Annotated in this window: 21 protein-coding genes; 19 read left to right on the forward strand and 2 right to left on the reverse strand. The window is 70.0% G+C overall.

The window, feature by feature from the left end:
- The first annotated feature begins 197 nt into the window (after positions 1-197).
- Together eccCa and ACWEV3_RS25830 are read left to right on the forward strand one after the other, a co-directional pair.
- Entirely contained in the window at positions 198-4,301 is a 4,104-nt protein-coding gene (eccCa, locus tag ACWEV3_RS25825; protein ID WP_358574978.1) for a type VII secretion protein EccCa, read from the forward strand.
- 101 nt (positions 4,302-4,402) lie between these two features.
- A complete protein-coding gene (locus ACWEV3_RS25830) occupies positions 4,403-4,786 on the forward strand; it encodes a hypothetical protein (protein WP_452616364.1) in 384 nt (127 codons plus the stop codon).
- A gap of 119 nt (positions 4,787-4,905) precedes the next feature.
- Here ACWEV3_RS25830 and ACWEV3_RS25835 read toward each other — a convergent pair whose 3' ends face one another.
- Positions 4,906-5,232, reverse strand: a complete 327-nt coding sequence (locus ACWEV3_RS25835; protein WP_452616365.1) for an ArsR/SmtB family transcription factor — start codon at positions 5,230-5,232, stop codon at positions 4,906-4,908.
- 97 nt (positions 5,233-5,329) lie between these two features.
- Here ACWEV3_RS25835 and ACWEV3_RS25840 point away from each other — a divergent pair, with 97 nt between their 5' ends.
- The 16 genes from ACWEV3_RS25840 (at position 5,330) to ACWEV3_RS25915 (ending at position 18,162) form a co-directional block, all read left to right on the forward strand.
- On the forward strand, positions 5,330-6,490 hold the full coding sequence (locus tag ACWEV3_RS25840) for an MFS transporter (RefSeq protein WP_452616366.1): 1,161 nt from the start codon (positions 5,330-5,332) through the stop codon (positions 6,488-6,490).
- 293 nt (positions 6,491-6,783) lie between these two features.
- Complete coding sequence (locus ACWEV3_RS25845; RefSeq protein ID WP_452616367.1) at positions 6,784-8,595, forward strand: type VII secretion-associated protein; 1,812 nt, start codon at positions 6,784-6,786, stop codon at positions 8,593-8,595.
- Between the two features lie 64 nt (positions 8,596-8,659).
- The gene (locus ACWEV3_RS25850; protein WP_452616368.1) at positions 8,660-9,004 is read left to right on the forward strand and encodes a hypothetical protein; all 345 of its coding nucleotides are present in this window, start codon (positions 8,660-8,662) and stop codon (positions 9,002-9,004) included.
- Positions 9,005-9,142: 138 nt separating this feature from the next.
- Positions 9,143-9,454 (forward strand): WXG100 family type VII secretion target, encoded by a 312-nt coding sequence (locus tag ACWEV3_RS25855; protein WP_132491630.1) that lies wholly within the window; start codon positions 9,143-9,145, stop codon positions 9,452-9,454.
- A 61-nt stretch (positions 9,455-9,515) separates the two neighbouring features.
- Positions 9,516-9,806: a WXG100 family type VII secretion target gene (locus ACWEV3_RS25860; RefSeq protein ID WP_450140865.1), complete on the forward strand. Its 291-nt coding sequence runs from the start codon at positions 9,516-9,518 to the stop codon at positions 9,804-9,806.
- A 367-nt stretch (positions 9,807-10,173) separates the two neighbouring features.
- Positions 10,174-10,620: a 50S ribosomal protein L13 gene (rplM, locus tag ACWEV3_RS25865; RefSeq protein WP_132491634.1), complete on the forward strand. Its 447-nt coding sequence runs from the start codon at positions 10,174-10,176 to the stop codon at positions 10,618-10,620.
- Positions 10,617-11,126, forward strand: coding sequence for a 30S ribosomal protein S9 (gene rpsI, locus ACWEV3_RS25870; protein WP_452616369.1), 510 nt, complete (start codon positions 10,617-10,619; stop codon positions 11,124-11,126). Before rplM ends, rpsI begins: the two co-directional genes overlap by 4 nt.
- 115 nt (positions 11,127-11,241) lie before the next feature.
- Complete coding sequence (gene glmM / locus ACWEV3_RS25875; protein WP_452616370.1) at positions 11,242-12,576, forward strand: phosphoglucosamine mutase; 1,335 nt, start codon at positions 11,242-11,244, stop codon at positions 12,574-12,576.
- A 51-nt stretch (positions 12,577-12,627) separates the two neighbouring features.
- A complete protein-coding gene (locus ACWEV3_RS25880; RefSeq protein WP_177226465.1) occupies positions 12,628-12,783 on the forward strand; it encodes a hypothetical protein in 156 nt (51 codons plus the stop codon).
- A gap of 9 nt (positions 12,784-12,792) precedes the next feature.
- Positions 12,793-12,936 carry a hypothetical protein gene (locus ACWEV3_RS25885; RefSeq protein ID WP_452616371.1) on the forward strand — a complete coding sequence of 48 codons (144 nt, stop codon included), beginning with the start codon at positions 12,793-12,795 and terminating at the stop codon, positions 12,934-12,936.
- A 215-nt stretch (positions 12,937-13,151) separates the two neighbouring features.
- Complete coding sequence (locus ACWEV3_RS25890) at positions 13,152-13,361, forward strand: hypothetical protein (RefSeq protein ID WP_452616372.1); 210 nt, start codon at positions 13,152-13,154, stop codon at positions 13,359-13,361.
- A 28-nt stretch (positions 13,362-13,389) separates the two neighbouring features.
- On the forward strand, positions 13,390-13,608 hold the full coding sequence (locus tag ACWEV3_RS25895) for a hypothetical protein (RefSeq protein WP_452616373.1): 219 nt from the start codon (positions 13,390-13,392) through the stop codon (positions 13,606-13,608).
- A gap of 145 nt (positions 13,609-13,753) precedes the next feature.
- On the forward strand, positions 13,754-14,059 hold the full coding sequence (locus ACWEV3_RS25900) for a hypothetical protein (RefSeq protein WP_093265582.1): 306 nt from the start codon (positions 13,754-13,756) through the stop codon (positions 14,057-14,059).
- Positions 14,059-16,779, forward strand: coding sequence for a WXG100 family type VII secretion target (locus ACWEV3_RS25905; RefSeq protein WP_452616374.1), 2,721 nt, complete (start codon positions 14,059-14,061; stop codon positions 16,777-16,779). The genes ACWEV3_RS25900 and ACWEV3_RS25905 overlap by 1 nt, the downstream gene beginning before the upstream one ends.
- A 5-nt stretch (positions 16,780-16,784) precedes the next feature.
- Entirely contained in the window at positions 16,785-17,207 is a 423-nt protein-coding gene (locus tag ACWEV3_RS25910) for a hypothetical protein (protein WP_452616375.1), read from the forward strand.
- A gap of 208 nt (positions 17,208-17,415) precedes the next feature.
- Positions 17,416-18,162 (forward strand): hypothetical protein, encoded by a 747-nt coding sequence (locus ACWEV3_RS25915; RefSeq protein WP_452616376.1) that lies wholly within the window; start codon positions 17,416-17,418, stop codon positions 18,160-18,162.
- A 1-nt stretch (position 18,163) separates the two neighbouring features.
- Here ACWEV3_RS25915 and ACWEV3_RS25920 read toward each other — a convergent pair whose 3' ends face one another.
- On the reverse strand, positions 18,164-19,000 hold the full coding sequence (locus ACWEV3_RS25920; RefSeq protein ID WP_452616377.1) for a dienelactone hydrolase family protein: 837 nt from the start codon (positions 18,998-19,000) through the stop codon (positions 18,164-18,166).
- 116 nt (positions 19,001-19,116) lie between these two features.
- On the opposite strand from ACWEV3_RS25920, the gene glmS reads away from it, so the two are divergent.
- Positions 19,117-20,979, forward strand: coding sequence for a glutamine--fructose-6-phosphate transaminase (isomerizing) (gene glmS, locus ACWEV3_RS25925; RefSeq protein ID WP_452616378.1), 1,863 nt, complete (start codon positions 19,117-19,119; stop codon positions 20,977-20,979).
- Positions 20,980-21,087: the final 108 nt, after the last annotated feature.

Genomic DNA, 21,087 nt, shown 5'->3' on the forward strand with positions numbered 1-21,087 from the left:
CCCGGTCGAAGAGCGCCCCTAGTATGGCCACACCGACCGTCGACGGGTGACAGGTTTGGTCGAACTCGTGCCAACTACTTCATATCTGGTTGGTCACGCCCGACTCGCTCCCCGGCGCCGGCGGTGTTGCGGCGATGCAGAATGCTGGCTGCGACACATTCGAGAGCACGTTTGACACGGAAAGGTTGTTGCGTCCGGTGAGCACGCTGCAGTTCAAGCGAACGCCACGCCTGGCCGCTCCCAGGCCACCGGGCGGGGAGGTGCACCTCGAACCACCGCCGGAGATCCCGCGGACGATTCCGGGCAACATCGTCCAGAAGGTCTTGCCGGGCGTCATGATCGTGGCCTCGCTGGGGATGATGGTCTTCATGCTCCAGCGGGCCAAGGACAACCCGATGATGATGATGATGCCGATGATGATGCTCATCTCAACATTCGGGATGATGGCCGGCGGCGGCAAGGACGGCAGTCAGAAGAAGGCCGAGATGAACGAGGACCGCAAGGACTACCTGCGGTACCTCGGTCAGATGCGGGACCGCGCGCGGGAAGCGGCCGACGAGCAGCGCCTGGCGCGCGAGTGGGTGCACCCCGACCCGCAGACCCTGTGGTCGCTGGCCGCGGGCAGCCGGCGGATGTGGGAGCGCCGTCCCAACGACAACGACTTCTGCCAGGTCCGGGTCGGCCGCGGTTCGCAGCGGCTGGAAACCCGCCTGGTGCCGCCGCAGACCGGCCCCGTCGACGAGCTGGAGCCGATCACCACGCTGGCGCTGCGCCGCTTCGTGCGCGCCCACTCGCTGGTGCCGGAACTGCCGATCGCCACCTCGCTGCGCGGCTTCGCCGCCGTCGGTCTGCAGGGCGACCGGGAACTGGTGCGCGGCCTGGCCCGCGCGATCGTGTGCCAGCTGGCCACCTTCCACACCCCCGACGACGTGATGATCGCGGTCGCCAGCAGCGGTCGCGCGCGCACGGAGTGGGACTGGGTGAAGTGGCTGCCGCACGCGCAGCACCCGACCGAGACCGACGGCATCGGCCAGATGCGGTTGATGGCCGGTTCGCTGGGCGTCATCGAGCAGATGCTCGCCGAGCAGCTGGCCGATCGGCCGCGCTTCCAGCGCAACGCGGCGCCGCCGGACGGCCAGCCGCACATCGTGATCATCATCGATGACGCCGAGATCAGCCGCGAAGAGGCGCTCTACGTCGAGGGCGGCCTGGCCGGCGTCACCATGATCGACCTGTCCGACCTGCTCGGGCAGCTCACCGCGCGCCGCGGTATGCGGATGGTCGTGGAGGAGGACCGCATCGGTGCCCGCGGTGGGTCCGGTGTGGAGTGGTTCGGCAAGCCGGACTCGCTGACCATGGAGGAGGCCACCTCGCTGGCCCGCCAGATGGCCCCGTACCGGGTCGCCGGCGGCTTCTCCGCCTCCGACGCCGACAGCGGCGGCTACGAGCCGCTGACCACGCCGCTGAACTACATCGAGCAGTTGGGGCTGGCCGGTGACGTCGTCACCTTCGACCTCAACGAGGCGTGGCGGCCCCGGTCGCGCGACGACCTGTACCGCGTCGCGATCGGCCCTGGCGAGCAGGGCGAGATCGTGCACCTGGACATCAAGGAGACCGCCTCCGGCGGCATGGGCCCGCACGGGCTGTGCATCGGTTCGACCGGTTCCGGTAAGTCCGAGTTCCTGCGCACCATCGTGCTGGGCCTGATGGCCACCCACTCGTCGTCGATGCTCAACTTCGTGGTCGTCGACTTCAAGGGTGGTGCGACGTTCAACGGCTTCGAGCCCGCGCCGCACGTGTCGGCGTCGATCTCGAACCTGGAGGGCGACGGCTCGCTGATCGACCGCATGCAGGACGCGCTGGCCGGTGAGATGAACCGCCGCCAGGAGATCCTGAACAAGGCGGGCGCGAAGAACGTCTGGGACTACCGGAAGATGGGCGAGGCGGGCGACGAGCGCTGCGCCGAGCCGCTGCCCGCGCTGTTCGTGGTCATCGACGAGTTCTCCGAGCTGCTGTCGCAGCAGCCGGACTTCGCCGAGCTGTTCGTGATGATCGGTCGACTGGGCCGTTCGCTGCAGGTCCACCTGCTGCTGGCCTCCCAGCGGCTGGAAGAGGGCAAGCTGCGCGGCCTGGACACGCACCTCTCGTACCGGATCGGTCTGAAGACCTTCAACGCGGCGGACTCCCGCGCGGCGATCGGTGTTCCGGACGCCGCCGACCTGCCCGCCACCGGTGGTCACGGGTATCTGAAGCACCCCAACGGCATGGAGCGGTTCCGCGCCGCGTTCGTGTCCGGTCACCTGCACCAGACCAGCGGCCGCCGCCCGACGCTGAAGGGCGGCGCGGCCCCGGTCACCGGCGACAAGATGCCCCGGGAGTTCATCCCGGACTACATCGAGAAGCCGCCGGAACCGGAGAAGCCGGTCGTCGAGGAGGTCAAGGAGCAGAAGAGCGACCTCGACCCGACGGACTTCCAGATCATCATCGACAAGATCCGCGGGCAGGGCCCGCCGGCGCACGCGGTGTGGCTGCCGCCGCTGGACACACCGCCCACTTTGGACGCCCTGCTGCCGCCGATGCAGCAGACCGACGACCGCGGCTACACGGCCGCGGGCTACTCGGGCAGCGGTCGGCTCCAGGTGCCGGTCGGCCTGATCGACGTCCCGTACCACCAGCGGCAGGACCCGATGGTGGTGGACCTCGGCGGTCAGGGCGGTCACGGCGCGATCGTCGGCGGTGTCGGTGCCGGCAAGTCGAACACGGTGCGTGCGCTGATCGCCTCGATGGCGCTGACGCACACGCCGCAGGAAGTGCAGTTCTACTGCGTCGACCTCGGTGGTGGTTCGATCGGCGCGCTGCGCGGCCTGCCGCACATGGGCGGCTACGGCACGCGGCGCGACCAGGACACCGTCCGGCGGACGATCGCGGAGCTGAAGACGATGCTGGCCGACCGCGAAGGCCGGTTCCAGCAGCACGGCGTCGAGAACATGAACGACTACCGCAACCGGAAGCGGCGCGGGGAGTTCGAGGACGACCCGTTCGGCGACGCGTTCCTGATCATCGACGGGTGGCGGACGTTCCGCGAGGAGTTCGAGGCGCTCGAACAGGACGTGCTGGGCCTGGCGGCCAACGGCCTGGCCTTCGGCGTGCACGTGATCGTCACCGCCGCGCGGTGGGCGGAGATCCGCCCGGCGATGAAGGACCTGATGCAGACCCGCATCGAGTTGCGCCTCGGTGACCCGAGCGAGTCGGAGATCGACCGCAAGTTCGCGGTGAAGGTGCCGCCGGGTCGTCCCGGCCGCGGCATGCACGGCACCAAGCTGCACTTCCTGACGGCCCTGCCCCGCGTGGACAGCGAGAAGATCGGTGACCGCGTCGAGGCGGAGATCGAGCAGGTCAAGCGGGACATCGAGGAGGGCAAGGAGGTCCGCGCCCCCCGGATGGGTTGGGAGCTGTACAACGACGACCTCCCCGATGGCGTCGCCGACCTGGTGAACCGGGTGAAGAGCTCGTGGAAGGGGCGTCCGGCGCCGCAGGTCCGGCTGCTGCCCGATCTGCTGCCGTACCAGCAGTTGCCGCGTCCGGAGCAGCAGCCGAACCCGAAGCTGGTGCCGATCGGCATCAACGAGGACGGCCTGCACCCGGTGTACCTGGACTTCAACGCCGAGCCGAACTTCTACGCGTTCGGCGAGCGGGAGTCGGGCAAGACGGCGTTGCTGCGGACCATCGTCCGCGGTATCACCGAGCGGTACAGCCCGAAGGAAGCGCTGATCATGCTGGTCGACTACCGGCGCAGCCTGCTCGGCGTCCTGCCGGAGTCGCACAAGCTGGACTACGTGGTCAACGCGGATCAGCTGAAGGGCGATGTCAAGGACATCTGCGGGTCGTTGAAGAAGCGGTTGCCGGGTCCGGATGTCACGCAGGAGCAGTTGCGGAACCGTTCCTGGTGGAAGGGTCCGGAGCTGTTCGTGATCGTCGACGACTACGAGCTGGTGGCGCCGCAGGGCGGCAACCCGCTGGCGCCGTTGGCGGAGTTCGTGCCGCAGGCCAACGACGTGGGTCTGCACATCGTGGTGGCGCGCAACTCCGGTGGTGCGAGTCGTGCCCTGTACGAGCCGATCATCGGGAAGATGCGGGAGACGTCGTCGCCGGGTCTGGCGATGAGCGCGAACAAGGACGATGGTCAGCTGGTGGCCAACATCAAGTCGCGGCAGCTGCCGCCTGGCCGGGGCACCCTGGTCAGCCGCAGCCTGCGCGGCGGGCCGCAGATGATCCAGACCGCGTTCCTCCAGCCGGAGTGACGATGGGCTAGCGCGACGAACCTCCTCCGCCTCCGGGCGGGGGAGGTTTTTCGTTGGGAAGCGCCGGGGGCGCGGACCCCGATCACGTGTGAGGTGACGGTATGAGCGGATTCATCAAGCCGGTCGGCTGGAGCGAGCGCCTCGCGCGCCGCAAGGCCGACGACGAGCGGTTGCTCCAGGAGTACGCCCGCGGTGAAGGGGCCGGCCGGAACCTGCGGCCGCTGCGCGACTGGGTGCACCACGTGCGCCAGGACATCGGCGCGAACGGGGTCATCACCAAGGTGGAGCTGAAGCCGGACGGCGAAGTGGTCGCGTGGTTCTACGTGGAGCCGGAACCGGAGGAACAGCCGGCGCCGCAGCCCGAAACGCGGCTGCCGAACGTCCCCGTGGTGACGAGCGTCGACGTCCCCGAGATGCCGACGCGCTCCGAACCGCGCCAGGCCACGGCCGCCCGGAGCCTCCCGGCCGAAGCGCAGACCTGGTGACAGAGCTCCCGCAAGCGGTCCACTTCGGACTCGTCCGTACGCGCTGAACCTCCTCCGCCTCCGGGCGGGGGAGGTCCTTCAGCCGTGGGCAACGGCTTCCGGGCGGCGGTTCGAAACGATCAGGCGGGCCGTTGCTCGAAGCCCGTCAGGACGGCGTCGAGGAGGCCGGGGAAGCGCGCCTCCAGGTCGTCGCGGCGGATCTCGACCCAGCGGTTGCGGCCGTCGACGAACGTCGTGCTCAGGCCCGCCTCGCGCAGCACGCGCCAGTGGTGGGAGAGCGTCGGCGCGCTGATGTCGACGTCGTAGGCGTGCAGCGAGCAGGTCATCGGGTCCTTCGCCTGGCTGAGCTCGTGGAGCAGTTCGAGCCGCACCGGGTCGGCGAGGGCGTGCAGCACCTTCACGATGTCCAGATCGTTGCGGCTCGGTTGCGGGAGGGTGCGCGTCACGGGCGTCCAGCCTGCCTTCGATTCGATCGTTTGACAATCATCGAACAGTAGGACACGATCATGCGCCGTGACGATTCGACGATCATCAAATGATGGCTTGCGGCGGGGTGCGCTGACCGTGCTCGCGGTGGGCACCTTCGCGCTCGGCGCGGACGGGTTCATCCTCAATGGACTGCTGCCCCAGATCGCCCACGACCTCGCTGTTCCCGAATCGGTCGCCGGCCAGCTCACCACGATCTTCGCGGTGACCTACGCCGTGGCCTCGCCGGTCATCGCCTCGGTCACCGGCAGCTGGGACCGGCGGCTGCTGCTCGGCGGCGGCCTCGCGCTGTTCACCGCGGGCATGGCGGGCCAAGCGCTCGGCGAGACCTTTGCGGTGGTCGCGGTGGCCCGGGTCCTGGCGGCGCTCGGCGCGGCGGCCTTCCAGTCGAACGCCTACGCGGTGGCCGGTGCATTGGCCGCGCCGGAGCAGCGCGGGCGCGCCCTGGCCGCGGTCGCGGCGGGGATGACCGCGTCGACGGTGCTCGGCGTGCCGCTCGGGGTGCTGGGCGGCCAGTGGTTCGGTTGGCGGCCGATCATGTGGGCGATCGGCGTGATCGGGGTGCTGGTGGCGGTCGCGATTCCAGCCCTGCCCGCGGTGCGCTTGCCCGCGGTGCGGCTGGCCGAGCGGCTCGCCGTGCTGGTGCGGCCGTCGATCCTCCGGGTGCTGGCGATCACCGTGGTCGGGATGTTCGCCGGCTTCACCGTCACCGGGTACCTGCCGCTGCTGCTCGGCCGGTTCGGGAGCGGGGCGGTCCTGTCCTGGGTGCTCGTGGCGTTCGGGGTGGGGCAGGTCCTCGGCAACTCGCTGGCGGGCCGGTGGACCGACAGGTTCGGGGCGCGCCCGGTGCTGTTGCTGTCGCTGGGCGGCAGCGTCCTGGTGTTCGCGCTGTTCAACTGGGGTGTGTCGACCCTGCCGGCGACGCTGTCGATCGGCATCGCGGCGGGTGTGTTCGGCGGCATGCTGATGGTTCCGCAGCAGCACAGGCTGTTCGCGCTGGCCCAGGACGCCCCGACCGTGGCCCTCGGGCTGAACGGATCGGCGATCTACGTCGGAGCTGCACTGGGTTCGGCGGTGGGCGGCGGGGTGCTGGCGACGGCCGGAGCAGCCTGGGTGGCGCCGGCGGCCGCAACGGTCGCGGCCCTCGGCCTCCTGCTGGCGCTGGCGACGGCGACGCTCCGCAAGGCCACCGCCCCGGCGCAAACGGCGAACGCCTGAGAAGGGCTGTCGCCGGCGGTCCTTCCGGTCCACTTCGGACGGCATGGCTCCTGCTCCGATGCGCGGGCGTGCGTCGCCAGGGGAGCCCGACACCCGCGAGAGCTCCAGCGGCGCCTTCGGATGGCAACAATCCGTGACGGGTGCTCGCGCTGATCGCCCGGTCAGGGGCAGACTGTTGGTGCGCTCGCACCCTTAACCTCTAGGGTGCTCGGGGGGAGTCGGCGCGCCGGATCGGCGGTCGGACGACAGACGTCGCCGGAAAAGGCGCTTCGGCGACGGTGAAGGAGTTCTGGGTGTCCCTGCACGTCTCGATCGACTTCGGCACCTCGAGCACATGCACGGTGGTGTCAGTCGGCGGTGCCGAACCGCAGGTGGTCGTCATCGACGGGCAGCCGCTGGTGCCGTCCGCGGTGTTCGCCGCGGCCGACGGCACGCTGTTCGTCGGGCACGAGGCCGAACGCCAGGCCGCGGTCGACCCGGCCCGCTTCGAGCCGCACCCGAAGCGCCGCATCGACGAGGGCGAGCTGCTGCTCGGCAGCAGCGTGCTGAAGGTCGCCGACGTGATCCGCGCCGTGCTGCAGCGCGCGGTCGGCGAGGCCCGCCGCTTCGCCGGCGGCGCGGCCGTCGACCTGCTGGTGCTGACCCACCCCGCGGACTGGGGCTCGATGCGCACCGCGGCGCTGCGCCAGGCCGCCACCGGCCTGGGCAAGGAACTCGTCATGGTGCCGGAACCGGTCGCGGCGGCGGTGTTCCACTCCGCCGGGCACGGGCTCCCCGACGGCGGCGCGCTGGCGGTGCTCGACCTCGGCGGCGGCACCGTGGACGCCAGCGTCGTCCGCAAGCAGGGCTCGTCGTTCCAGGTGCTCGCCACCCGCGGCGAACCGAACTTCGGCGGCGCCGACATCGACCAGGCGCTGCTGGACCACATCGGCCGGCTCGTCTCCGGCACCGATCCAGAAGCCTGGGGCAAGCTCGTCGAGGGCCGCGAGATGCCCGACCGCCGCCGGCGCCGGGTGGTGCGGCAGGACGTCCGCGGCGCCAAGGAAACCCTGTCCCGGCACGCCTACACCGACGTGCCGATGCCGCCGCCGTTCTCCGACGCGCACGTCACCCGCGTCGACCTGGAGGCGCTGATCGCCGCGCCGCTGGCCAAGTCCGCCGACCTGGTGCTGACCACGCTGCGCGAGGGCAAGGTGGCCCGGCAGCAGCTGGCCGGGGTGTTCCTGGTGGGCGGTTCGAGCCGGATCCCGATGGTGGCGCGGCTGATCCACGAGCGCACCGGCGTCGTTCCGACCACATTGGACCAGCCCGAGACGGTCGTGGCGCGCGGCGCGTTGCGCGCGGTCCGGCTCGACCCGGACCGCAGCGGTGGGCTGGCGCCCGCCGGCGCCTGGGCGGGCATCTCGACGGTGCGATCGCATCCGCTCCCGGTGGTCCCGCCCCAGACCGGCCCCGGCGTGACCGCGGGCGACTCGCTCAGCGGAGCCCGGACCGTCGTCATCGGCGGCAGCGATCAGACGATGCCGGTCGCGCACCGGCGCAGCCGCGGGAAGAACAACAAGCTGCCGTGGCTGATCGGCGCCGGCGCCGCGGCCGTGGTGGCCGCGGGCGTGGTCCTGACCCTGGTCCTGACCAGCACCGGCCAGCCGCAGGCCGGGCCGGAGGTGCCGCCCCGGGTGATCGCGCAGTACGACTACGAGTTCGCCTATCCCAGCGACTGGAAGCAGATCGGCGGCGACGCGAAGAAGTGGCAGACCATGATCGGCCCGCAGGACGATGAGCAGGACTCGCTGATCGCGGTCGAGGAGGGCAAGCTCAACTTCGACACCGACACGGACCGGAACCGGGCGGTCCAGCAACTGCTCAGCGACTACCAGCAGAACGTGGCGAACGGCGCGCAATTCTCCCTGTTCAACGCATCCACCAGTTTCGCGGGCCGGGACGTGGTCTACTACCGGCAGAAAATGCAGGCCGCGACCGTCGAGTGGTACGTGGTGCACCAAGGACAATTCCGGGTCAGCGTCGGCTGCAAGTACGGCGAGGTCGGCAAGGATGATGTGCTGCGCGCCTGCCAGCAGGTCGTCGGGTCGCTCAAGGTGCGTTGAACCGGCGGTGAATTCGCCGCGGCGGAATGGTTTTCGCGCGGCCGTCGGACAGGGAGGCATTGCCATGGCAGATCCAGCGGATTCCGTCCGGAGGCTGCGGTCCGAACTCGCGGATGCGGTGGGACGCGGCCGGCGAGCCCGCGGCGAAGCGAACCACCGCGCGCAGGATTTCCAAAGGCACACAAGGGAACTCGCGGGAACGAAGCCGGCGGATGCCGAATCGGGCCGGCGGGCCGCGGCGATCGACTACCGCAACCGGATGGGATTGGAAGTCGAAGAGCTCGCCGAAACCGAGTCCAATGTGCGCCCGGACACCGCCGAGAACGAGTCGGCGACCGGGAAATCGCAAGAGCAAACGCCCTCCGACGGCAGCGATCTCGATTTTTCGCAAGCGCGAATCATGCGATGACCTGCGGGTTCCCCGTTCGGCGTTTACATCAGCAACGGGTTCCGGAGAAATCCAGGACAACATGGAACCGAACATGGCAATGTCTGCGTCGCAGGTTCATCAGGACTTGATGACGAGTTTGAAGGGGGTCACCCGAACATGGCTGGAATTGGTGCGGACACCGAGGCGATTCAGCAGGCGTCGGTCGACATCGACGAGGCTCGCAACGCGGTCGAGCAGGCGCTCTCGCAGCTGAGCGGCCAGCTGGAGGGGCCGGTCGCGAACTGGAAGGGCGCGGCCGCGGATGTCTTCCGCAAGCTGATGGACTCCTACGAGGAGAGCGGCAAGAAGATCCTGCAGAAGCTGGACGAGCTGGGCCAGAACGTGCAGAGCTCCGGTGCGGACTACGCGCAGGTCCAGGAGGAGCAGGCCCAGGAGATCTCCAAGATCACGAGCCTGCTCGACGGCTGAGCCGGACTTCGACCAACGCATCTTCCGAAATCTTCACCATAGGCATTTGAGGGGATAAGCAATGAGCGAGATTGCAGTCAACTTCGCCGAGCTGCAGCAGGCCTCCGACGACCTGCAGGCCGCCGCGCAGAAGATCCAGGGTGAGCTGGACGACCTCGAGGGCAAGATCCAGAAGCTCGTCTCCACCTGGGAGGGCGAGGCCGTGGCCGCCTACCAGGACGCGCAGAAGTCCTGGGACGAGGAAGCGGCCCGCATGCAGGAGACCGCCGCGAAGATGGGCATGGCCGTTGGCGCCGCCAACGAGTCCTTCCAGGCCGGTGAGAAGAAGAACGCCGGTCGCTTCGGTGGCTGATCCCACCTGCTGAAGAGCGTGCTGCGGCCCCGGCGAACGCCGGGGCCGCAACGCTGTCCGGGGCCGCGCGGGTACCGCGCCCGGCGTTCGCTATCCTGATAGCGGCGATCTACCAGGTCAGAAACCTCCGAGCAAGTATCGAGGACCCGTTTTGACCGGGCCAGAAGCCACCAAGTACCCTCATTCTTTGTTGTGCGGTGCGCGGCTGCAGTTCGCGCCAGCGGATCGGACCCCGAGCGGGTAGCGGTCCCGGCGGCGGTACTGGCGGACGTGCCGGTTCCCAGGGGAGTTCCTGCGGGACCGACCGGCGTGATCGAGACGGGCTCCGCACTGACGATTCCGACGCGAACGACGACGAGGTAGATCCGTGCGCACGTACAGCCCGAAGCCCGGCGAGGTGACCCGCGCCTGGCATGTGATCGACGCCGAGGATGTGGTGCTCGGCCGGTTGGCAACTCAGGCCGCGACGCTGCTGCGCGGCAAGCACAAGCCGACCTACGCGCCGCACATCGACACCGGTGACTTCGTCGTCATCGTCAATGCCGAGAAGGTGGCCCTGACCGGTAACAAGCGCACCCAGGCGTTCCACTACCGGCACAGCGGTTACCCCGGTGGTCTGCGCAAGCAGTCCTTCGGCGAGGTGCTCGAGAAGCACCCCGAGCGGCTGCTCGAAAAGGCGATCAAGGGCATGTTGCCGAAGAACAAGCTCGGCCGCGCGATGGGCAAGAAGCTCAAGGTCTACGCCGGCGCGGAGCACCCGCACCAGGCCCAGAACCCGCAGCCGTTCGAGATCAACGCGAAGGTCGAGAAGTGACTGACGAACTTCAGCAGGAAGAGAACGTGACCCCGGCCCCCGAGGAGACCGCTGAGGTCGCCGTCGAGGAGACCGTCGAAGAAGAGGCGGCTGCCCCGGCGCCGATCCCGGTCCCGACCGGCCGCCCGGTGCAGACCGTGGGTCGCCGCAAGGAAGCCGTCGTCCGGGTCCGGCTGGTGCCGGGCACCGGTGGCTTCAAGCTCAACGGCAAGACCCTTGAGCAGTACTTCCCGAACAAGGTGCACCAGCAGCTGATCAAGGAGCCGCTGGTCACCGTCGAGCGCGTGGAGAACTTCGACGTGCTGGCCACCCTGCGCGGTGGCGGCCCGTCGGGCCAGGCCGGCGCGCTGCGCATGGCGATCGCCCGTGCGCTGGTCGCCTACGAGGCCGAAGACCGCCCGGCGCTGAAGAAGGCCGGCATGCTCACCCGTGACGCGCGGGAGAAGGAGCGCAAGAAGTACGGTCTCAAGAAGGCCCGCAAGGCGCCGCAGTACAGCAAGCGCTGACGCGAATTTCATCCGATCTGCGGGAGCAGCCTCGTCCGTTGTGGACGAGACTGCTCCCGCAGTCGTATGCACCGTCGCGGAGTTTTCCGCGTCACACGAGGAGGACGTGCTGCTGATGGCTCGGTTGTTCGGCACCGACGGGGTGCGCGGGTTGGCCAACGCCGATCTGACGCCGGAGCTGGCGATGTCGGTGGCCGCTGCGGCGGCACGCGTGCTCTACGACCGGGACGATTCGCAGCGCCGGGTGGCGCTGGTGGGTCGCGACCCCCGCGCCAGCGGCGAGATGCTGGAGGCGGCGGTCACGGCGGGCCTGACCTCGGCCGGAGCCGATGTGCTGCGGGTCGGCGTGCTGCCCACCCCGGCCGTCGCGCACCTGGTCGCCGAGCTGGGCGCGGACTTCGGCGTGATGATCTCCGCCTCGCACAACCCGATGCCGGACAACGGGATCAAGCTGTTCGCGGCCGGTGGGAACAAGCTCCCGGACGCCGTCGAGGACGAGATCGAGGCGCGCCTGAACGAGCAGGTCGACCGGCCCACCGGGGCCCAGGTCGGCCGCGTCCGCGATGTCCCCGACGCGGTGCGGCGTTACGTCGATCACCTGCTGACCGCTGCTCCGCAGCCGCTCGGTGGGCTGAAGGTCGTCGTGGACTGCGCCAACGGCGCGGCTTCGGTCGCGGCGCCGGAGGCGTACCGCCGGGCGGGCGCCGAGGTGATCGCGATCAGCGCCGAGCCCGACGGCATCAACATCAACGACGGCGTCGGCTCCACCCACCTCGAAGTGCTGCAGGCGGCGGTGCTCGAACACGGCGCGGACCTGGGCATCGCGCACGACGGCGACGCGGACCGCTGCCTCGCGGTGGACGCCACGGGCGCCGCGGTGGACGGCGACCAGATCATGGCGGTCCTCGCGGTGGCCATGCACGAGAGCGGCGAGTTGACCGAGAACACGCTGGTCGCGACCGTGATGAGCAACCTCGGCCTGCACCTGGCGATGCGCGAGCAGGGTGTGGTGCTGCGCACCACGGCCGTCGGCGACCGGTACGTGCTGGAAGAACTGCGGGCGGGCGGGTTCGCGCTCGGTGGCGAGCAGTCCGGCCACGTCGTGCTTCCCGGCCACGCCACGACCGGCGACGGCCTGCTCACCGCGCTGCGGCTGATGGGCCGGATGGCGGCCACCGGCACCCCGCTGGCGTCGTTGGCCAAGGTCATGCGGCGGTTGCCGCAGGTGCTGATCAACGTGCGGGTGGCCGACAAGGCCGCGGTGTGCGCGGCGGCCGACGTCGCGTCGGCGGTGGCGGCGGCCGAGGCGGAGCTCGGCGACACCGGCCGCATCCTGCTGCGCCCGTCGGGCACCGAGCAGCTGGTTCGGGTGATGGTCGAGGCGCAGAGCGAGGACCGAGCGCAGGCGGTGGCCGAGCGTTTGGCCGAACTTGTTGCCTCAATCCGGTGATCTTGTGATTTTGATCTCTCGCGGCGACGCGATCTATGAGACCCTGCTCACATGGGTGCCATCGTTGTCGCCATGGTTGTCGGGCTCGTCGCTGTCGGGCTCGTCGTCGGTATCGTGATCTTCTCCGCGCTCGCGCTGGCCGGCATGAAAGCCGTCAACGCCGCGCACGAGAGCAGGTCGTGGTTCGTCAACCGCAGGCGGAGCTGAGCGCGAGCCATGCGCGGACAACTCTTCGGTAACCTGCTGATCGTCCTGGTGGTACCCTTGGTGCTCATGATCCTGGGCGCATTCGTGTTCGCCGTCGTTCTGGCGCAGGGCTGGGGCCTGCCGTTGATCCTCGAGGGCGGCGTCCACTACTGACCGCCGGCTGGGCCCGCGCGGCGTGATCCGGGATCATTCGGTGCCGTGATCTCCATCGATCTGCGGCTCGTCGTTCTGCTGCTCGGCCTCCTCGCGGCCATCGGTCTCGTGGTGCTCCTGATCGTGCTGTTCCGGGGGCGGCGTTGAACTTCCCGCTGCCCGCCCGTCGACGCGGTGCGCTCCGATAGGTTCGAGCCGAACGATTGGAGGCCGTAGTGATCTTTTCGATCCTGATCGTGATCGTGCTGAGCGTGATCTTCGGTGCCGGTGGCGGCGCGGTCGTCGCGCTGATCATGAGGAGCAAGGCTTCGGCGCAGCAGCCGATGCCGCAGTTCCCGCCGCAACAACCGCAGCCGCCGATGCAGCAGCAGTTCCCGCCGCAGCAGGGCTTCGGGCAGCCGCCGCAGGGCCCCTACCAGCAGTGAATCCGCGACGGCGCGAAGAGGAGGAACGGTGCATCTGATCATCGCACTGGTGGGCAGCCTGATCTTCGGCGGCGGCGCTGGTGCGCTGACGGCGATGCTGATCCTGAAGAGCGGCAGCGGCGCGCAGCGGCCCGCGCCGTTCCCGCAGCAGGGCTTCGCCCCGCAGCCGATGCAGGCGCCGCAGCAGCAGTTCCCGCCGCAGCAGGGCTTCGGGCAGCAGCCGCAGGGGCCGAACCCGCCGCAGTGATCGACTTCTCGCTTCGCGGATGCAAGCGCCTCGCCGGATCTGCCGTTTCGCCTCGGGGAACCTGTCAAGATGAGGAACCGGTGAGGCACGCGTGCCGTCACACCCCTGGTGCGACGTGCGCGACAGGTCTGGTGAAGGGGGCACGATGAGTGGGGCGCAGACCTCGGGGACCGACATCTCGAAGGCGGCCAATGCGTTCTCCGACGGTGCTGGGTCGCTCAAGGAGCAGGCCAAGAAGGCCACCGATACGAAGCTGACCGCGGAGAAGTTCGGCAAGAAGTTCCACGAGGCCGGCAAGGCCTACAAGGACGCGTTGGACAAACTGGGGAAGAACATCGAGTCGTTCGGCGAGCACGGCTCGAAGCTGTCCGAAGACTTCTCGTCGACCGCGAAGGAATACCAGGCCAGCGACGAATCCGGGGCCAACGAGGTCGGGAAGGTGCAGGCCTGATGGCGGACGAGAAGAAGGAAGAGGAAAGCAGCTTCGGCGAGGAGTTCGGTTCCGTCGTCGGCGGCATCCAGGGCGGCATCACCGGCCTGGTGGCGGGCCCGGCGGGCGCCGTGGCCGGCGCGAAGATCGGCTCGGAGGTCGGGGAAGCGGTCGGCGGGGCCGTGCAGGACGCGGGCGAATGGGTCGGTGAGACCGTCTCCGACGCAGGCAGCTGGCTGGTCGACAACGCGGGCGGCATCGCCGACACCGCGATGAGCATCGTCAACCCGGTCGGCGGCGCGCTTTTCGAGAAGATCACCGACGGCGGTTTCTCAGCGCTGCAGGAGAAGGCCAAGGCGGCCGAGGAGCGCAAGGGCAAGTTCGACGACGCCAAGAAGAAGCTCGAAGGCGGCGGCTCCGTCGGCACCTCCGACGAACTGCTCGACGACGGCAAGATGGGGCTGGACTTCTTCGAGAAGTTCCTGCCGCTGTACAAGGACTGGGCCGGCAAGGGCGCGGACTTCAAGGCCGACGTGGTCGAGCAGTACGACCAGCTCCGCGAGATCGACTTCGGCGCGTTCCGGGAGGACGCCGAGCGGCTGGGCGGCGTGCAGCAGGCGTTGCTGGACCAGAACGACTCGATGGGCCAGTCGTTCCAGGGCACCAGGCAGACCTGGCAGGGGAAGGCCGCTGAATCGGCCGAGGCCAAGGTCGGCAAGTACAGCCAGGCGGGCACGACGGTCACCAACGAGACCGAGAACATGGCCGGCGCCATCACCCCGGCCGTCGACGGCATCCAGCAGACCGTGCGCGAGTACGCGAAGTTCGTGCTGGAGCTGGGCAAAGAGATCAAGTGCGCGGGCAAGGACCCCGACGACACCAAGGACGAGATCCGCAAGGCGCGCGGCGACATCAATCTCGAGGACCTCAAGGACATCGGGATCGACGACATCTTCTCCGGTGCCTGGTCGATGATCAAGGACCAGGCGATCGGCCTGATCCTGGGCGGTCCGATCGGCGGGATGATCGGCCAGTTCTTCGGGGCCAAGGACGCCTGCGACCAGATCCGCCAGGGCCTGATCGACGACGCCAAGAAGTGGCTCGACGAGTCGTTCAAGCCCGAGATGGAGCAGAAGTACCAGTCCTTCAAGGACCAGAGCAAGTCCACTCAGGACGCCGTTCAGGCCTCGTACGACAAGATGCTGGAGGCCTCCAAGGTCAGCGACGACCCGTTCAAGGGTCTCGACGGCGACGGCGGCGGCAACGACAAGGGCGGTAACGGCACCGGCGGCGGTGGCAACGGAACCGGCGGCGGTGGCTCGGGCACCGGCGGTGGCGGCGGTGGTGCCGGAACCGGCGGCGGTGGCGGCGGCGGTGGGGCGCCGGAGATGCCGGAACAGCCGGAGATGCCGAAGCCGCCGGAGGTGCCGGGAATGGACGGCGGCGCCGGCGAGCAGGGCGAGCAGGAGAAGGTGACGCTCGGCGAGGGCGACGACGCGGTCACCGTGCAGAAGCCCGGTCCCGACGGCAAGACGCAGGTCGAGCTGATCGGCCCGGACGGCAAGCCGAAGACCTACGAGGTCGACTTCGGCCCGGCGGGCGGCGCTCCCGGCGGGGGCGCCGCCGACGGCGTGCAGACGATGCCCGCGCCGGGTGCGGCGCCGGGGCAGCCGCCGGTCGGCGGGCCGCCCGGTGGCGAAGGCCCGACCCAGGTGAAGGCGGGCGAGGACGGCAAGGCCGTCATCAAGGAGGGCGACCGCACCATCACGCTGGAGCGGACGCCGGACGGCCAGGTCAAGGTCAACATCGACAACGGCGGCGGGCAGCCGCCGATGAACCAGACGATCGACTTCGGCAGCGACCCGAAGTCGCCGATCGACGCCGAGCGCATCGGGACCATGCCCGCCGACGCGGGCGGGCTCCGTCCGCCGGAGACCGGCATGCCCGCGCCCGACGCGGGCACGGGAACTCCGGAGAACGTGCGGACGATGCCCGCACCGGACATGGGCGGCGGGCCGATGCCCGCACCGGACATGGGTGCACCGATGCCCGCGCCGGATCTCGGGGCTCCGATGCCCGCTCCCGACGCCGGATTCGGCACCACGATGCCCGCTTACGACACCGGCGTGGGCACCATGCCCGCGGCGGATCCGGGCTTCGGCGCGCCCGCCTTCGGCGGCGGCGCGAGCACCATGCCCGCGTTCGACACCGGTGCCGGTGTTCCGGCGGCCACCGAGGCCGCGTCGGCGGGCGCCCCGGCGTCCACCGCGCCGCAGTCGGCCGGCATGAGCTCGTTCAGCAGCCTGGGCGAAGGGGTGCAGAACTCGTTCGGCAGCGCCTCCGGCCAGCTCTTCGGCGGCCAGGACCAGCCCGGCATGCCCGGCGGCGCCGACCAGCACGGATCGACCGGCCTCGCCTCGCTGTCGTCGTCTCCGGGCGACTCCGCCGGCGGCAGCCCGCAGGGTGCCACCGGCTTGTCGTCGCTGGGCGACCCGGGTGGTGCCGGGCAGGGCCAGTCCGGACCGCAGAGCGGCCAGGGGGGCAACCAGAGCGCCGCCATGGGCGGCGGCATGATGGGCGGCATGGGCGCGATGGGCGGCGGCCACGGCGCTCAGCAGGGCGGCGATCAGGAGCGGACCAACGACAGTCCGTGGCGCACCCAGGGCCAGCTCTTCGACGACGGGGTCGATGCTTCCGGGATGCGGTTCCGGTCGGTCCTCGGCGATGACCGGGATAGGTGAGCGTGATGGTTCTGATCAACCAGCAGGTCGCGGACGAGATCGCGACCCTGGTCGCGCGGCACCGCTACGGCGTCGAGGACAGCATGGATGCGGTCCGCGCCGCGGAAGCCGCGTCGGCGCAGAAGAACGAGGAGATCAAGGCGGCCGCGGACGAGCGCAAGCAGGAGCTCGTCGAGAAGGCCGCCAACGCCCAGCCGCCGGAGGAGGACAAGCCGCGGAACGACTGGGCGGGCAAGCGGAACGAGCAGAGCAACGAGATCAGCCTCGGGGGCGACGACGAGTTCGAGGAGGAGCAGCAGCCGGCCGCCCGGCACGCGCCGCCTCCCGCACCGCCACCGCCGCCTCCGGCGGCGCCGAAGCCGGCACCGCGCCGGCGGGCGGCGTTCGACGATGACGACGACTACGAGAACCAGAGCTGGTTGCGGTAGCACTCGCGGCGGGGCGCGGAGATTTCCGCGCCCCGCTTGGTTTTCGGCGTCTCAAGCGGTGAGCGGAAAGGCGGGTTTCGGGCAAACGCACCGGATCATCCTTTTTGGAAATGTCCACAGTGCACTCTTCGAAACCGCCCCAACGCTGGGGATTCGAGCTCCGTTCCCGCCGACACGATCGTGGTCGGGCGTCGCCTATTCTCTCCAGGTGCATCCGCAACAGCCTGGCCCGTCGGGGCAGCCGCAGTACCAGTTCCAGCAGCCCGCTCCGCAAGGTCCGCCGGTCCACCAGGGGCAGCAGTTTCCGCCTGGTCCGCCGGTGCCGCCGGGCCCGCCTCCGAAGAAGAGCCGAGCCGGTTGCATCATCGCCGCGGTCCTGGTCAGCATCCCGGTCGGCCTGATCTGCTTGGTGGCCGCCGGTTACTTCTACTGGAAGTACCAGCACGTCAACGAGCCGGTGGGGTCGGCGCCGCTGGGCGTCGAGATGATCCCGGAATGCGATCTTCCCAGCGCCGAAACGCTGAAGAAGCTGCACGTCACCAACTTCAGCAGCGGCACCTTCGACGAAGACGTCCAGTGGGCGGACTGCTTCTGGGCGCCGACGAAGGGCGCGGACGGCACCAACGACCGCGATCTGCACATCCAGATCAACGACAGCGCCTCGACGTTGGTCCAGGAGCAGACCGAAGATGCCGAGGCAGAATTCGCCTACCAGCGCGAGAGCACGAAGGCGGCCCGCATCAAGGACATCGAGGGCCCGTGGGACGAGGCCTTCCTCGCCGGTGACACGTCCACCGTCGAGGGGCTCGTGGTCTTCCGCAAGGGCACCAAGGTGGTCACCATCAGCTACGACGGAACTGACAAGACCTACGGCCTCGAAGACGAGCCGATGCCGATCGACGAAGCCGAGCATGGCGCCAAGGCCGTCGCCGAAGAGGTCGCGTCGAAGCTGTGAGTCACGCCGCGGCGAGGTCGCCGCGGCTGTGCTCGTGATCGATGCGGCTGCCGCCGATGTCGGCGGTCAGCAGCGCCTCGCCGCGCCGGTCGCCGGCCAGCGTGCGGAGGAAGAACGCGGTGAGCAGGGCCTTCGTGACGCGCTGCGTCGCGTACTCGGGCTTGCCGTGCAGCAGCAGCTGGGTCCAGTGCCGTCCCTCGGTGAAGCCGAGGTGGCTGGCCTTCTTCACCGTCCGCAGCTGCACCGGGCCGCCCCAGGCCCGGGCGATCGGCTCGGCGTTGGCCACCGGCGGAGCCAGCAGGTCCTGGCCCGCGGCGATGTGCAGGCCGGGCACCTCGACGCGGCTCGCGGTCTCGAACGCCGACGGCATGGTCTCGGCGGCGGCCAGCGTCGCGACCGAGCGGATCCGCGGGTCGTCGGCCGCCGCGAGCACCGCGCAGCCGCCGCCCATGGCGTGCCCGGCGACCCCGAGCCGCTTCTCGTCGACGCTGATCTCGCCCTCGCCGAGCCGGACGCCGACGCAGATGTCCAGCGCGGTCCGCAGGTCGCCGGCGAACAGCCGGTGCGATGCGAACGCGCCGCGCTGCGAGCCGGGCGCGGCGACCACGATGCCCCACGACGCGAGGTGCCGGAGCAGGCCGAGGTACCGCCGGGGCGGCTGGAGCCAGCCGTGCCCGAACGCGACCGCCGGCAGGCCGAGCCCGCTGCGCGGCGTGCAGACGATGCCGGGCAGCCCGACGAGGGCGAGATCACCGTGCAGGACGTCGTGCGGTCCGCGGCGGGACAGCTCTTCGAACGCGTGCTTCGCGGAAGGGGCCTTCTTGGCAGTGCGCGCCATGGTCAGCAACCGTAGCGGACCTGCTCATGCGCGCGCGGTAGCCGCCACGGGAGGGGTTCGCCGTTCCGGCTGACGCGGACAGGTTCAGACCATGTGGAGTAGCTACGCTGGGCCGAGTGTGCGGCATCGTTGGTTACGTAGGACATCGCCAGGCGCTCGAAGTCGTCCTCGGCGGACTCCGGCGACTCGAGTACCGGGGTTACGACTCGGCCGGGGTTGCGCTGCTCGACGGCGAGGGCGGCCTCGCGGTGGAGCGCGCCGCGGGCGCGCTGTCGAACCTGGAGAAGCGCCTCGCCGAGGTCGACGGCAGCAAGTTCGCAGGTCACAGCGGCATGGGGCATACCAGGTGGGCGACGCACGGCGCGCCGACCGACCGCAACGCCCACCCGCACCGCGACGCCAGCGGCCAGGTCGCGGTGGTGCACAACGGCATCATCGAGAACTTCGCCGCGCTGCGCGCCGAGCTGGAAGCGGCGGGCATCGAGATGGCCAGCGACACGGACACCGAGACCACGGCGCACCTGGTCGCAGCCGCCTACGACGACGGCCCGACCGCCGGTGACCTGACCGCCAGCGTGTGCGCGGTCGCCCGGCGCCTGGAGGGCGCCTTCACCCTGGTCGTCACGCACGCCGCCGAGCCCGGCAAGATCGTGGCCGCCCGCCGGTCGTCGCCGCTGGTCGTCGGGGTCGGCGAGGGCGAGCACTTCCTCGCCTCCGACGTCGCCGCGTTCATCGAGCACACCCGCGACGCCGTGGAGCTCGGCCAGGACCAGGTGGTCACCATCACCCGTGACGGCTACCGGGTGACCGACTTCTCCGCCGCGGACGTCGAGGCCAAGCCGTTCACCGTGGACTGGGACCTGTCGGCCGCCGAGAAGGGCGGCCACGACTACTTCATGCTCAAGGAGATCGAGGAGCAGCCCGAGGCGCTGGAGAACACGCTGCGCGGGCACTTCTCCGGCGGCGGCATCGTGCTCGACGAGCTGCGGCTCACCGAGCAGGACCTGCGGGACATCGACAAGGTCTTCGTGGTCGCCTGCGGCACCGCCTACCACTCCGGGCTGCTCGCCAAGTACGCCATCGAGCACTGGTGCCGGGTGCCCGTCGAGGTCGAGCTGGCCAGCGAGTTCCGCTACCGCGACCCAGTGCTGGGGCGGGACACGCTGGTGGTGGCGATCTCCCAGTCCGGCGAGACCGCCGACACGCTGGAGGCGGTGCGGCACGCGCGCACCCAGCGGGCGCGGGTGCTGGCGATCTGCAACACCAACGGCGCGCAGATCCCGCGCGAGTCCGACGCGGTGCTCTACACCCACGCCGGGCCGGAGATCGGCGTCGCGGCGACCAAGACGTTCCTGGCGCAGGTGGCGGCGAACTACCTGGTCGGGCTGGCCCTGGCGCAGGCGCGCGGCACGAAGTACTCCGACGAGGTGGCGCGGGAGTTCGCCGAGCTGTCGGCGATGCCCGACGCGGTGCGCCGCACGCTGTCCACGGTGGAGCAGGTGCGGGAGCTGGGCCGGGAGCTGGCCGATGCGAAGGCGGTGCTGTTCCTGGGGCGGCACGTCGGCTACCCGGTGGCGCTGGAGGGCGCGCTCAAGCTCAAGGAGCTCGCGTACATGCACGCGGAGGGCTTCGCGGCGGGTGAGCTCAAGCACGGGCCGATCGCGCTGATCGAGGAGGGCCTGCCGGTGGTCGTGGTGATGCCGTCGCCGAAGGGGCGGGCGCTGCTGCACTCCAAGCTGGTCTCCAACATCCGCGAGATCCAGGCGCGCGGCGCCCGGACGATCGTGATCGCCGAGGAGGGCGACGACGAGGTCCGGCCGTTCGCGGACGAGCTGGTCACCATCCCGGTGGTGCCGACGCTGCTGCAGCCGCTGGTGTCGACGGTGCCGCTGCAGGTGCTGGCGGCGGAGATCGCCCGGGCCCGCGGCTACGACGTCGACAAGCCCCGGAACCTGGCCAAGTCCGTCACCGTCGAGTGATCTTTCGGACGAGCTTCGACGAGCCGGTCTTCGTCGGCTTCGATGACGGCCCGGACCTCCTGGCGGAGCGCGCGCACCTGATCGAGGTCGGCGGCACTCGGCCCGCCG

This window comes from Saccharopolyspora sp. NPDC003752 (assembly GCF_053605825.1).

What these genes read in the sequence shown, in the direction of transcription:
- ACWEV3_RS25830 (WP_452616364.1), top strand. Translation starts at nt 4,403, where the DNA reads ATGAGCGGATTCATCAAGCCGGTCGGCTGGAGCGAGCGCCTCGCGCGC.
- ACWEV3_RS25850 (WP_452616368.1), top strand. Translation starts at nt 8,660, where the DNA reads ATGGCAGATCCAGCGGATTCCGTCCGGAGGCTGCGGTCCGAACTCGCG.
- ACWEV3_RS25855 (WP_132491630.1), top strand. Translation starts at nt 9,143, where the DNA reads ATGGCTGGAATTGGTGCGGACACCGAGGCGATTCAGCAGGCGTCGGTC.
- ACWEV3_RS25860 (WP_450140865.1), top strand. Translation starts at nt 9,516, where the DNA reads ATGAGCGAGATTGCAGTCAACTTCGCCGAGCTGCAGCAGGCCTCCGAC.
- glmM (WP_452616370.1), top strand. Translation starts at nt 11,242, where the DNA reads ATGGCTCGGTTGTTCGGCACCGACGGGGTGCGCGGGTTGGCCAACGCC.
- ACWEV3_RS25880 (WP_177226465.1), top strand. Translation starts at nt 12,628, where the DNA reads ATGGGTGCCATCGTTGTCGCCATGGTTGTCGGGCTCGTCGCTGTCGGG.
- ACWEV3_RS25885 (WP_452616371.1), top strand. Translation starts at nt 12,793, where the DNA reads ATGCGCGGACAACTCTTCGGTAACCTGCTGATCGTCCTGGTGGTACCC.
- ACWEV3_RS25900 (WP_093265582.1), top strand. Translation starts at nt 13,754, where the DNA reads ATGAGTGGGGCGCAGACCTCGGGGACCGACATCTCGAAGGCGGCCAAT.
- ACWEV3_RS25905 (WP_452616374.1), top strand. Translation starts at nt 14,059, where the DNA reads ATGGCGGACGAGAAGAAGGAAGAGGAAAGCAGCTTCGGCGAGGAGTTC.
- ACWEV3_RS25910 (WP_452616375.1), top strand. Translation starts at nt 16,785, where the DNA reads ATGGTTCTGATCAACCAGCAGGTCGCGGACGAGATCGCGACCCTGGTC.
- ACWEV3_RS25920 (WP_452616377.1), bottom strand. Translation starts at nt 19,000, where the DNA reads ATGGCGCGCACTGCCAAGAAGGCCCCTTCCGCGAAGCACGCGTTCGAA.